Annotated in this window: 12 protein-coding genes and 2 pseudogenes; 13 read left to right on the forward strand and 1 reads right to left on the reverse strand. The window is 56.2% G+C overall.

Translation table 11 applies throughout. The features are described from left to right. The first annotated feature begins 55 nt into the window (after window positions 1-55). The 6 genes from AC2FJC_RS22150 to AC2FJC_RS22175 are packed head-to-tail and all read left to right on the forward strand — an operon-like array spanning window position 56 to window position 4788. The gene (locus AC2FJC_RS22150; protein WP_496741744.1) at window positions 56-2086 is read left to right on the forward strand and encodes a TonB-dependent receptor domain-containing protein; all 2031 of its coding nucleotides are present in this window, start codon (window positions 56-58) and stop codon (window positions 2084-2086) included. Window positions 2087-2106: 20 nt separating this feature from the next. Further along, window positions 2107-2553 (forward strand): hypothetical protein, encoded by a 447-nt coding sequence (locus AC2FJC_RS22155; protein WP_496741746.1) that lies wholly within the window; start codon window positions 2107-2109, stop codon window positions 2551-2553. 28 nt (window positions 2554-2581) lie between these two features. Then, complete coding sequence (locus tag AC2FJC_RS22160; RefSeq protein ID WP_496741748.1) at window positions 2582-3226, forward strand: MotA/TolQ/ExbB proton channel family protein; 645 nt, start codon at window positions 2582-2584, stop codon at window positions 3224-3226. Further along, window positions 3216-3587 carry a biopolymer transporter ExbD gene (locus tag AC2FJC_RS22165; protein ID WP_496741750.1) on the forward strand — a complete coding sequence of 124 codons (372 nt, stop codon included), beginning with the start codon at window positions 3216-3218 and terminating at the stop codon, window positions 3585-3587. Before AC2FJC_RS22160 ends, AC2FJC_RS22165 begins: the two co-directional genes overlap by 11 nt. Next, window positions 3584-3979 (forward strand): ExbD/TolR family protein, encoded by a 396-nt coding sequence (locus tag AC2FJC_RS22170; RefSeq protein ID WP_496741752.1) that lies wholly within the window; start codon window positions 3584-3586, stop codon window positions 3977-3979. The genes AC2FJC_RS22165 and AC2FJC_RS22170 overlap by 4 nt, the downstream gene beginning before the upstream one ends. After that, window positions 3976-4788: a cell envelope integrity TolA family protein gene (locus AC2FJC_RS22175; RefSeq protein ID WP_496741754.1), complete on the forward strand. Its 813-nt coding sequence runs from the start codon at window positions 3976-3978 to the stop codon at window positions 4786-4788. Before AC2FJC_RS22170 ends, AC2FJC_RS22175 begins: the two co-directional genes overlap by 4 nt. A gap of 20 nt (window positions 4789-4808) precedes the next feature. Here the strand turns inward: AC2FJC_RS22175 and AC2FJC_RS22180 are convergent, their stop codons facing one another. Beyond that, window positions 4809-5591, reverse strand: a complete 783-nt coding sequence (locus AC2FJC_RS22180; protein ID WP_496723569.1) for a FadR/GntR family transcriptional regulator — start codon at window positions 5589-5591, stop codon at window positions 4809-4811. A 350-nt stretch (window positions 5592-5941) separates the two neighbouring features. Here AC2FJC_RS22180 and AC2FJC_RS22185 point away from each other — a divergent pair, with 350 nt between their 5' ends. From AC2FJC_RS22185 to AC2FJC_RS22215, 7 genes and pseudogenes are all read left to right on the forward strand, one after another. Then, complete coding sequence (locus AC2FJC_RS22185) at window positions 5942-6991, forward strand: TRAP transporter substrate-binding protein (RefSeq protein WP_496741756.1); 1050 nt, start codon at window positions 5942-5944, stop codon at window positions 6989-6991. A gap of 115 nt (window positions 6992-7106) precedes the next feature. After that, window positions 7107-9170, forward strand: coding sequence for a TRAP transporter large permease subunit (locus tag AC2FJC_RS22190; RefSeq protein WP_496741758.1), 2064 nt, complete (start codon window positions 7107-7109; stop codon window positions 9168-9170). A gap of 12 nt (window positions 9171-9182) precedes the next feature. Next, a complete protein-coding gene (locus tag AC2FJC_RS22195) occupies window positions 9183-10370 on the forward strand; it encodes an alpha-hydroxy acid oxidase (RefSeq protein ID WP_496741760.1) in 1188 nt (395 codons plus the stop codon). Window positions 10371-10913: 543 nt separating this feature from the next. Then, window positions 10914-11279 (forward strand): annotated as a pseudogene (locus AC2FJC_RS22200) (IS66 family transposase); the annotation flags it as partial. 43 nt (window positions 11280-11322) lie between these two features. After that, complete coding sequence (locus tag AC2FJC_RS22205) at window positions 11323-11550, forward strand: hypothetical protein (protein ID WP_496741762.1); 228 nt, start codon at window positions 11323-11325, stop codon at window positions 11548-11550. Window positions 11551-11607: 57 nt separating this feature from the next. Further along, window positions 11608-11880, forward strand: coding sequence for an IS66 family transposase (locus AC2FJC_RS22210; protein WP_496741764.1), 273 nt, complete (start codon window positions 11608-11610; stop codon window positions 11878-11880). A gap of 819 nt (window positions 11881-12699) precedes the next feature. After that, window positions 12700-12866 (forward strand): annotated as a pseudogene (locus AC2FJC_RS22215) (Phasin); the annotation flags it as partial.

Consider the following 12866-nt stretch of genomic DNA (forward strand, 5'->3'; position numbering starts at 1 on the left):
CAAGCCAGCGCGGTGCAAGCATTTCCGGTCCTCTTAAAGTTTCGAAGGGACAGAAATGCGCTCGCGTATTCATAGGATGGGGTTGCTGGGTACGGTGTCGTGCCTGAGCATGGTAGCGGCTGGTGCTTCGGCACAGGAACAGGACGAAGACTTCCTGGGCACACTGGAACTGGGTGAAAGCAAACGGGAAATCCAAACGGATACCGCCGTGCCGGTCACCAATATTGATCAGGAAGAGATCAACGATCGTCAGGCCAACACCGTCGCAGAACTGATTGATACGGTTCCCGGTGTGACGCTGGTCAACGGTTCAACGCCGCAGGGTTCGGGGATCAACATTCGGGGCTTTGGTGCAAACAGCACCTTCGGGACCGACCAAAAAGTGCTGATCCTTGTCGATGGGGCGACAACCGGAGCAGAAGAGCTGTATCGGATCGGCAACCAGTTGTTCACCGACCCACAGCTATACAAAAGCGTTTCAGTCATTCGCGGCACAGTGGGATCGTTTGAATACGGCTCGGGCGTTGTCGGCGGTGTCGTTCAGTTGGAAACCAAGGACGCGTCGGACTTTACCGGTAGTAAGCCCGGCTTCCGTTTCCGTCAAACGCTGGAAGGGTATTCCAACGGGAATGGCTTTGCCTCATCGTCCATCCTGGCCTGGCAGCCAAACCGTCAGACCGAGTTCCTGTTCAACTATACCTATCGCGATCAGGACGATCAGAAGGATGGGAACGGGGACGCGATTGGCAACAGCGCGTTCACGCTGCCGTCGCTTCTGGCAAAAGGCAAATACAGCTTCGGTGACGACCTCGAACACTCGATCACGGCGTCCTACAACCAGTCGACGTCGGAAGAACGCGATGTTCCGTATGACTCGTTCGGCACGACATCGGATTCATTTGGCAACGTAGACCGCGATATCGAAACGAAAATCGGCATTCTGCGGTATCAGTACCGCCCGGCTGGCAATGACCTGATCGATCTGGACGTAAACCTTAGCTACTCGGAGCAGGAGATTGACAGCTCGTATGTGCCCGGGTCCTCACGCCTGGAAGGAACGCCATTCTTCCCAAGCATTCGTGGACTGGCCGACGCAACCCATAACTACGAAACCACGAAGCTGACGATCAAGAACACGTCGTACTTCCAAACCGGCGTCGCCGCGCACGACCTGCGCGCGGGGATCGAGTTCATCAATCGCGAGCGTCTGGACGCGCCCTCGGCCCCCGGTGGCACCGATCGCCGTGTCGCACTGTTTGCGGTGGATGATATCCAGATCGGCGATCAGCTGACCATCACTCCGGCGATCCGGTACGAGACGCAGGACATCAAAGGCGACGGTGATGCACCGGCTCCGCGCAATGAAAGCTATGACAACAACGCACTGATGGGCGGTTTGTCTGCACGGTACGAGTTTGCCAGCGGTTTTGCCGTGTTCGGCAGCGGTGCGTATACGGAAAACCTGCCAATCATCGACGATCTGGGCACGCCCGCATACATGACGCAGCCCGAAAAATCGCGCACATGGGAAGCAGGGTTCTCGTACAACAGGGGCGATGTTTTTGCAGCGGGCGACGTAGTTCGTGCCAAGGTCAATTTCTATAAGACAGATCTTTGGGACATCACGTCTTATGTATCGGGCAGTCCTTCCCGCCCGCTGCAGGAAGTTGAAACCAAGGGCGTTGAAATCGAGGCATCTTATGCCAGCGCGGCTGGGTACTATGTCGACTTCAATGCAAACATCGTCAAAGGGACTGAAACCAGCTCGCTTGGCGTGGACTCACCATGGCGGAACGAGCCGACAGACTCAGCGCGGGTAACAGTCGGCAAACGCTTTGGCGAAACTCTGGACGTCAGCTGGGAGCTGTTCGGCGCCAAATCCGGCACCGACTCAAGCGGAGATCCGGTTGCTGGCTACGGCGTGAACACCCTGCGCGCGACCTATCTGCCGCAGGAAGGCGCGTTTCAAGGTTTCGAAGTTCGCGCAGGCGTCGAGAACATCTTTGACAAGAACTATCTGCCGAACCTTTCGACCCGTAACTCACCGGGCCGGAACTTCAAGCTGACCCTGGCCAAAACCTTCTGATCCACACGAAAGGACCAGTCATGCAGACAACAATCAAAAGAAATGCTCGGGTGGTCCTGCTGGCCCTGCTCCCAATTTTGGGGGCAGGGATTGGCAGTGCAGAGGAAACGCAAAAACCCAGCGGCGTATCAATCGAACTCAGCAGTGCCGAGACAAAGGGCGAAAGCTGTTTGCTGAGCTTTGTCGCTGAAAATACCTATGGCATCGATATCGATGGCGCGGTTTATGAGACCGTTCTTTTCGGCGCTGAAGGTCAGGTGGCCCTTCTGACACTACTTGATTTTGCCGAATTGCCTGCGGGCAAGCCCCGTGTGCGGCAGTTCCAGTTCAACGACATGGCTTGCGATCAGATCAGCCGAATACTGATCAACGGCGTGCAGGAATGCGTGACACAATCTGACATGGCCGATGCCTGCATGTCCGGGCTTACGCTCAGAAGTCGCCTTGAAACGGAAGTGATCGGGTGAGGTTATGGACGCAGTTATAAGAAAAGTAATGGAAATTCTGGAATTGGGCGGGCCGGTTGTTGCCATCCTGATCGTGACCTCAATCGCAACACTTTCGTTGGTTCTGTACAAGCTGTGGCAGTTTCGCGTCGCAGGTGTCGGTCGTCATATTGAGCTTTCGCGCGCCATTCAGGCCTGGGATCGCAAGGACCTTACCGAGACAACGGCGCATCTGCGCAATAGCCGCAGCTACTTGGCGCCGGTGATCGCGATGGCTTTGTCTGGAGAGGATCGCACCTTGTCAGAACGTACCGACGCCGAGGCCGAAGCGCGGTTTGCCCAACTTGAGCAAGGGTTCAACGTCTTGGACATGGTCGCCCAACTTGCGCCGCTTCTGGGGCTTTTCGGGACCGTATTAGGCATGATCGAGGCGTTCCAAACTCTACAGGGCGCGGGCAATTCTGTTGATCCGTCGCTGCTGGCCGGTGGTATTTGGGTGGCCCTGTTGACGACCGCTGCCGGCCTTGCAGTCGCTATGCCGACATCAATGGTCCTGACGTGGTTCGACGCGCGCATGAACCTAGAGCGTACCTTTGCCAACCGCGCTTTGAGAACCGTGTTTGCACCGGGCTATGCTGAGGACGCGCCGGTGGCTGATCAAACCCCGCAACAGGTTTTCGCCCATGGCACTTAACATCCGCAGAAGACGGCGCAGGCGCTTGTCTATGACGTCCTTGATTGACGTCATCTTTCTGCTGTTGCTGTTCTTTATGCTGACGTCGACGTTCTCCAAGTATGGCGAAATCGAATTTGCCACCGCCGCTGCCGGAGGAGCGGAAACGGACCAGGTGATCCGCTTTGTCAAACTTGAGGCAGACCGTATTTTGGTTGATGGCACGCTTGCCGCGTTCGAAGACATGGCCACGGTGATGGCGACCGATAAGCCTCAGACCGCGTTGATCAGTCTTGGACAGAACGCGACTTCGCAACAGCTGATTGATCTGCTTTCGGTGCTGAAAGGCATCGACCATTTGCGCGCGCAGGTGATCGGATGATTCAACTCAAACGCAAGGCAAAACAGGGTCGAGAGCCAACGATCGCACTGATCAATGTCGTCTTTTTGATGCTCACCTTTTTCATGATCGCAGGCACGCTTGCACCGCCGCTGAGCAACTCGGTGAAGCTGGTGGAAACCAGTGATCTGGACGGTCGCGAGCCACCCGATGCGTTGGTTATTCGTAGCGATGGTTCACTGGAATACCGGGGCGCCGAACTGACTGGAGTTGAGGCGTATGTGGAACGCGCGTCGATCAACCTGCCGCTGGATGATGTTCGCGTTGTGCCGGACCGGGCTTTGCCTGCCGTTCGGCTGAAAGAAGTCAGTGATACCTTGCGCGGGCTGGGTGCAAAAAGGGTGTACGTGGTCACTGAAAGGGGTTTGCAATGATACCCAGATCTCGTGGCGTAGCTGTTGCGGCTTTGGCGCTAGCCGCAGCCACTCATGCTCTTGCCCTGCATGACTTTTCCGCAGGTGAACCGGGGCTTGTCGAAGGTGGCGGGTCGGGCGAGGTTGCTGCGCTGGGGGATGCATTCAAGGACTATGTGACGGGGGCCACCGCCTCGACACCCGCTACTGCACATCAACCGACCGTCGCACCGACACAGCAACAAACTGCGGTCAGCCCAACCTCTCAGGCCCGGGCGTCAGTTCCCGGGGCGATCAAGCATACTGTCGCCAACACCAAAGCCGCGGTCGCGGTGACCCATCGACAAGCATCTGCCGAAGCGCAAGAGGCAGCGCCGTCTGAGACCGAGGCCGTCGCGAAAACCCCAGCCGTGAAACCGGCGGACCCGACCAAACAAAAGGTCGATCAGGTTGCGTCGCAGGCTGGCAATTCTGAAAAGAGCGCCAGAAAAGGCAACGCATCGGGAAAAACCAGCACAGGTGCTGCGACGGCCAAAAAGACAAGTTCCATGGCGGCTGGGCAAGGTAACGCTGAGGTCAGCAATTACAGAGGCCACGTAATGCGCAAGATCACCCGCGCCCGACGTAAGAACGTCAATATTCGTGGTGCGGTGTTGGTGAGTTTTCGGATTGGCGACAATGGGGCGCTTGTAAGTGTCACCGTCAAGCGCAGCTCGGGGTCGAAACGACTGGATCAGGTGGCACTTGCGCAGGTACGTGCGGCAGCGCCGTTTCAGCCACCACCTACCGCAGCCCGTCGTGATTACATGATTGAGATCGTTGGAAAGTAAGAATGACTTGCGCTGCCCGATCAGAGTTTTGAATCAGACAGAAGGCGGCGCTTTTCGGCCATTGCCTCACGGCGGCGTCTTTCAATGCCAAGCTTGAAGGACTCTTCTACAAAGTCGATGTGGTCATACGCAGCCTTTTCCGCACGTGCTTCGTCGCCTGCGATGACCGCCATTCCCAGTTCGCGATGCTGCTCCATCAACAGCTTGCCCGTGCCGTCGATGGTCTTCAGAAAATCACGATTGTAGAATACACCTTGCCGTGTGAGCTCGTAGATTGACGCCATCATGTGGATGAGCGTCGCGTTTTGGCTAGCGTCCACAATTGCGGCGTGCAGCGCAAAATCAGCTTCGCGTGAGGCCAATGCATCCTTCTCGTGCCAGGCGCGTTCATCCTCGGTTAGGATATCCGTGATCCGTTCCTTATCCGCTTTGGTCGCCCGTCGCGCAGCGAGTTTGGCGGCAAAGCCTTCCTGTTCGCGGCGGTACTCGAGATAATCAAAAAACGCTGGCTCATGGCGTTCATACAGCGCCAACAGGGCAGGGAGCATGGCGCTGCCCGTCAGTGCGGCAACAAATGTGCCTTCACCATGCTGTGTCGTCACCAGGCCGCGTTCTTCCAGAACGGCCAGCGCCTCACGCAGTTTGGGGCGGGAGACGCGAAGGGTTTCCGCCAGATCGCGTTCCGATGGCAGCTTGCGACCCTGCTTGAGGATGCCCGAAGCAATCAGATCTTCAATCTGAGCCACCACTGCATCCGATAGTGATTCGTGCCCGATCGGTTCGAAAATCGCTGTCGTGTTCATCGTGGTTTACCCTTCTGAAAAGGATTCAGAACCCCTTTGGTAAATAAAGGTAACCTTTGAGTGTGTGTTTTTCAATGCCTGATTTAGCGGGGAAACCTCTCAGATTATTTGGATTGCAACTGGTTGCGAGTAAACAAAAAAGTCGGAACACCTGCCCAGACGTCGTCGTCGGCGGCTTTCTTAAGTTTAGGCGGTCTGGATCGTCTCTAGGCAAATTGCAATCGAGCCATTGGTAAATAAAGTTGTTGACTGAAATGCTTGGTAAACTTTATTTACCAGTTTAGGCGCCGGAAGATCTCGCGTCACAAAATGATCGGACGCCATGTTCGACCGACCCTGGAGGAGATTTCATGAAAAAGACCCTGACGAGCCTTGCCGTGGCTGCCAGCCTGATGGCGGCACCTGTGGTTGCTGCTGACAAACTGCTGCTGAAAACCCCGATTGCGTTCTCGACCGAGCTTCCAGGGCTGGGTTCTCCGATTCCTCGTGTTGCCGAGCAGCTTGACCTGATGTCTGGCGGCACACTGAAGATGAAAGTTTACGAGCCAGGCAAACTGGTCCCGCCGTTCGAAATTCTGGATGCCGTGTCGACCGGCAAGATTAACTCGGGCTACACCACTGCTGGTTACTGGGCAGGTAAAATCCCGGCTGCGCCGCTGTTCTCAGCGGTTCCGTTTGGCCCTGAGGCGGGCGAATACATGGCGTGGCTGTATTACGGCAACGGAATGTCGCTGTATCAAGAGATGTATGATCAGGCGGGATACAACGTCCACGTCATCCCCTGTGCTGTAATCGCCCCTGAAACGTCCGGCTGGTTCGCGACCGAGATCAACTCCCCTGAAGATCTGAGTGGCCTCAAGATGCGCTTCTTCGGACTGGGCGGCAAAGTCATGCAGAAACTGGGCGTGGCGACCTCGCTGCTGCCGGGTGGTGAAATCTTCCCGGCGCTGGAAAAAGGCGCCATCGATGCGACTGAATTCTCGATGCCTGCCATCGACGCGCGTTTGGGCTTTCATAAACTGGTCAAGTTCAACTATTTCCCCGGCTGGCACCAGCAGGCGACCGTGTTTGAGCTGATGATTAACAAGGACGTTTGGAACGAGACCAGCGAGCAGCACAAGGCGATCATCGAAAACGCCTGTAAGGCATCGATGGCTGACAGCTTTGCCGAAGGCGAAGCCATCCAGCACGCAGCGCTGATCGACAACGTTGAAAACAACGGCGTCACCATCAAGCAGTGGTCGCCCGAGATGCTGGATACTTTCCAGGCGACCTGGGAAGACGTTGCTGCCGAAGAGGCCGCGAATGACGCCTTCTTTGCCAAGGTTCTGGCCGATCTGAGCGAATTCCGCGACGGTTACGACCTGTGGAAAACCAATGCGTTCCTCCCCCGTCAGTAATCTGACTTACTGACGCGTCCGGGGCGGCTGGCTTCTCCGCCTCGGACATTATCAGGATTTCAAACCTGCATTCCCTTGACCGCGCTCGCGCCGGTCAACTGAGCGAGGATTACCCATGGCCACGCAAAAGACCCTAAGTGATCCAGTCGAAGCCTATGAAGGCATCCTGGAACATCCCGACACCGACCGTCAGAAGATCGCCGTTGCTATTGATACAGGTGTCAAAGCCGTCGGGCACGTAGTGATGTGGGCCAATGTCCTGTTGATGGCCGCGATCTTCAGTCAGGTCTCGCTGCGCTATCTGTTCAGCCAGAACTATCCCAAACTGGACGAGATCCAGTGGCACTTTTACGGCGTCGTCACGATGATCGGCATATCCTATGCCTTGATCACAGACAGCCACGTGCGCGTTGACGTTCTGCACATGCAACTGTCCCGTCGCGCACAGCGTGTGATCGAAGTGATCGGCATTCTGACACTGCTGACCCCGTTCATCTATCTGATGATCGATCAAGGGTATGATTACTTCTACGAAAGCTTCCGCGTCAGCGAGCGCTCGGACAGCCCCACTGGTCTGCCTGCGCGCTGGGCTTTCAAGGCGGTCATTCCGATCAGTTTTGTTCTGCTGGGCTTGGCTGCGATGGCGCGGCTGATCCATGATGGGCACGCGTTGATGTACGGACCGGCATCAGAGCGCGATGGCGCATCGCTGCGTCGCATTCTGCTGGTCCTTGCTGTATTCGCAGCTGTCTGCGTTGGCCTGACTTTTCTGGTCGAAACGACCGAGGAAAAACTGGTCATCGCAATGTTCCTGACATTCATTGCGCTGCTATTTACCGGATATCCTGTGGCCTGGGTGTTGGCCGGGGTCGGCGTTGCATATTGCGGGCTGGCCTATCTTTTTGACAACGACTTGATGCTGTGGACGGGGCTTGAGAGCACGTTCACCGGGCTGGATTACCTGACGCTTGGCGCAGTGGTAAACCGTGTCTATGCGACCATGTCCAACGCAGTTCTGGTGGCCCTGCCGATGTTCATCTTCATGGGCTTGATGCTGGACGAAAGCGGCGTAGCCGAACGTCTGATGTCTTCGATGCAGCGCCTGTTTGGCACCGTGCGTGGCGGTCTGGCGATCACTGTCACGCTAATCGGGATCATTCTGGCAGCCTCTACGGGCATCATCGGTGCTTCCGTTGTGCTGCTGGGCGTTCTGTCACTGCCGTCAATGATGCAGCAGAAGTATCAGCCCACCTTGGCCGCTGGGGTGGTTTCAGCCTCTGGCACGCTGGGCATCCTGATCCCGCCGTCAATCATGCTGGTGATCATGGCAGACCAGATGGCTTTGTCTGTGGGCGATCTGTTCATGGCTGCGGTCTTCCCGGGGGTCATCATCGGTGGCCTGTACCTGACTTACATCTTCATCTTAGCGTTGGTGAAGCGCGATGCGGCTCCTGTGCCCGAGGGTGCAACGGCCCCAGACTGGGCCGCCGTGAAGGACGTTCTGATCGCAGTCATACCGACGCTATTGCTGATCCTTGCGGTTCTGGGTTCAATCTTTGCCGGTTTGACGACACCGACCGAAGCCTCGGGGATCGGTGCGCTGGGCGCGACGCTGTTAGCGCTGGGGTATCGCAAATTGACGTTCGCCAAGCTTTGGAATGTGCTGGTATCGACTTTCAACACCACCGCCTACATCTTTGCGATCTTCCTGGGCGCGACCGTATTCTCTTATGTCCTGCGGGAACTCGGTGGGGATGAGTTGATTGAACACGTCGTGCAGTCCACCGGGTTTGGGGCCAATGGCACGATCCTGTTCATCTTGTTCATTGTCTTCCTGCTGGGCTTTGTGCTGGACTGGATCGAGATCACGCTGATCGTGCTGCCCCTGATGCGCCCCATCGTAAATGGGCTGGGCATCGACATCCCAGGTTTCGGTGTTCTGGATGAACCAGCCTTGGTGTGGTTCGTCATTCTGGTGGCGGTGACGCTGCAGACCAGCTTCCTGACGCCGCCTGTGGGGTTCGCGTTGTTCTATCTCAAGGGCGTCTGCCCGCCTGAGATAAAACTGACCCATATCTACAAGGGCATAATTCCGTTTGTCTTACTGCAATTGACCGGGCTGGCGCTTGTTTTCCTGTGGCCCACGCTTGCCACCTGGCTGCCCTCGGTCGCCTACTAAGGAGCCTCAGCGATGCGACTGAGCCATTGTCACAACTTCCACGACTTCCGGCGGCTGGCCAAACAGCGCCTGCCGGGGCCGATCTTCAACTATATCGACGGTGGCGCGGATGATGAGGTGACGTATCGCGAAAACACTCGCGCCTTTGACCGCTGCGATCTGCTGCCCTCGGTCCTGCGCGGAGTGAAGGACGTGGATATGTCCGTCACCGTTATGGGGCAAAAGTTGGACATGCCGGTCTATTGCTCACCCACCGCGTTGCAGCGCCTGTTCCACCATCAAGGGGAACGTGCCGTGGCCGCGGCGGCCGAGAAATACGGGACCATGTTTGGTGTGTCGTCTCTGGGCACGGTGTCGATGGAAGAATTGCGGCAAAAGCACAAGAACCCGCAAGTCTATCAGTTCTATTTTCACAAGGACCGTGGTCTGAACTCGGCCATGATGCAGCGCGCCAAAGAGGCGGGCGTCGAGGTGATGATGTTGACCGTGGATAGCATCACCGGCGGCAACCGCGAGCGTGATCTGCGCACTGGTTTCTCGATCCCGTTCCGCCTGACTTTTGGCGGCATGATCCAGTTTGCGATCAAGCCGATGTGGGGCATCAACTATGTCACGCATGAAAGGTTCCGCCTGCCGCAATTGGACGAACATGTGGATATGGGCGGCGGTGCCAGTTCGATCGGTGGTTACTTCACTGACATGTTGGACCCGTCGATGGACTGGGATGATGTGGCCGAGATGTTGCGTGAGTGGGATGGCCAGTTCTGCCTTAAAGGTATCATGACAGTCGAGGACGCGCGCCGCGCGGCTGAGATCGGGTGTACCGGCATCATCTTGTCGAACCACGGCGGTCGCCAGTTGGACGGCTCGCGCACGCCGTTCGACCAGTTGGCCGAAATCGTCGATGCGGTCGGCGACCGTGTGGACGTGATGATGGACAGCGGAATTCAGCGCGGGACGCATGTGCTCAAGGCGTTGTCGCTGGGTGCCAAGGCGGTCGGGGTAGGGCGGCACTATCTGTATCCGTTGGCCGCCGCTGGCCAACCGGGTGTCGAACGGGCGTTGGGATTGATGCGGGCTGAGATCGAGCGCGATATGAAGCTGATGGGCGTTACGCGGATTGACCAACTGTCGCGCGCCAACCTGCGCTTCCGGGACACAGCGACCAGTCCTGGCGATGTACATCGGAACGCGGCATGATCAACGAAGCCCTCATAGCCAACTTCCGCGCCATCGTTGGCCCGCGCTATGTCTCAACAGGCGCAGGCGCGACCGAACCGTTCCGCCAAGGATTCACAAAGGTCGAGGGTTAGGCGCTGAGCGTTGTTCGACCCGGTGCCCTGCTGGAGCAGTGGAATGTACTGCAGGCCTGTGTCGCCACCGAACAACGGTCGACAAATCGTCAGCCTCCAGGATGATACGTTGTTTGTTTTGGGAAAACTGTGCGATCCGGTGGGAAACATACCAAAATCTGTAATGATGCTCGTGGCTTGGGGATTGCAACAATATTTGGTTGCTCATTGGTTGATCTTATGCCGGCTTGTACCTCCGTTCAGCTGTGCCCGTCCGGTGATCTCAACCTAACGCTTTTGGTAGAGCCGGTCTTTTTGCCAGCGGAGATTGGTTCCGGGGTCTCAGGATCAGTTAATCCGATGCTTGCCACAAGCGAGCGGGAGACTGCACCGACGTCCTTTGGTCGTATCAAGGCGGGAACACGTTCAGCGCTGATGCCGGCATCGCTACGGGTCAATGTTGGAAAGCCTGGTTCAGCGCTATCTGACATTCGAAGAAGATGAACGGATTTCAACGAGAGCAACGGCACAGGCCGATCTCGCGCCTACTGTTGAAGGAAGCAAGTCCACTCGGCGACACAGCCGCAAACCGTTTCCTGAGCATCTAGATCGGCAGCAGCAGCAGATCCTTCCGCCAGGGGAAGAATGCACGCATTGTGCCCGAATACTGAAGACCCTGGGCGAAGATGTGACCGAAGAACGGGAATATGTTTCAGGACGGTTTGTCGTGAACTGTAGCGTCTGGCCCGGCAAGGCTTGTCCGGATCGCGAGGCTTTTACTCAATCCGCACCTCACACGCACCCGATAGAACGCTAGCGATCAGGGCCGGGCTTGCTGGCTTATATACTGGTCTCAAAGTATGCGGACTACCTGCCACTCTACCCAGAGTTATTACCACGATGGTATCGATCTGGAACGCTCGATCCTGACCGACTGGGTGGCCAGTCCATTGCCTTGCTGGAACCACTGGCAGATGCCAGACGAGCCTATGTTGTCACAGGGTGAGGCTGTTTTTGCTGATGATATGGCGCTGAAGACGCGGGCGCTTGGTCAGAAAAAGACCAGAACCGCGCTAGTCTGGACCTAGGTTCGGGATGAACGACCGTGGTCGGGTCTGTGCGCCAAAGATGCACAATCTGACAATCTGTCCAGCTTTGCTGGACGGGCTCCACTACGTCCTTGGTATCAGTTTTCTGTCGACCGGAGGGGGGAGAATTCCATTAGTCATCTATCCGGATACAAGGGTTGGATTCACGCGGACGTCTATTCGGGCTGCAATGAGATGTTCGAAGAAAATAAAGCCCGCGAGGTGACCTGGATGGTGCACGTCCGGCAAAAGTTCATCGGATTTATGCTGCACAGGGTTCGGCAATTGCCAAGAAAGCCATCCGCCGTATTGCGAAGCACTACGTCATGAAAAAAAGAGGCGCGGGTCGGATCGCTTAAGTAACCATTCGGTGTTTGTTTGTGCATCATTGCAGCCTGTTTTGTTTTCAACGCATACGCGTTGTCCTTGCGGCATGGATACATCCTATGCTCAAACCATGATGATCATAGAGATACCTGCATCCAGAGCGGCCGCGTTGTGGCCAACAATCGCAGTTTCGTTCCCAACGAAATCCATTTGGGCGGATCAGGCGAACAAGAGGTGAAATCCACAATGACAATGGTCGGTCCGTACCATCTCCGTAAAACATCAATGTGAGCCAGATCGCTCGACGCTATTTCGATTGAGGCTGAGGGTGCTGAAACTAAGAAAACGCAACACGCATCTTGGACCAGGAGAACTTGGCCCTGCGTACTCTGACTGAACCCGGCTTGTGTTGGGAATACCATTTTTAGGGTGAAATTAACTTTGGTGTTACCACGGATGGCTTCAACCCGGTTCCTCATCTCAATTCATTCTTTAGGATCATAAGCAGGACGACAGGCAAACCAACCTCCTCAAATTCGTCATGAGGTGGCTAGCGCCCAACCGAAAAACCAGGTGTTGCCGTAGTCCCGTGTGCCGCGTTCCAAAAATGTAATAGAACGGTTGGGCTCACAGGGCGGACACGTTTAGCCGGCGTCGGTGACCTATGTGCAGGTTAAAGCAAGCGGTTGATTTTAAAGTGGTTCGTGGAAAAATTCTGCGATGCAGCAAGAAAAATCTTGCAATGCTGCATTGCGGCATCCATATTGTCCTCAAGCTGATGAAAACCGGGGTGGGCCTGGTTCGGCAAAAGGATTTAGAACAATGGCAAAGACGCAAGACTTCACCGCGACCCTGAAAGACGTTATGGGCGCGTTCCCCGTTGACACCACCGCTCTGGAAGGTGCTTTCAAATCGACCGCGACGCTGAACGAAAAGCTGTCGGGTGTTGCACTGGAAGCGGCTGAAAAGTCGGCCGAGATCTCGAACAA

It is taken from the genome of Ruegeria sp. CDSB117 (assembly GCF_059611005.1).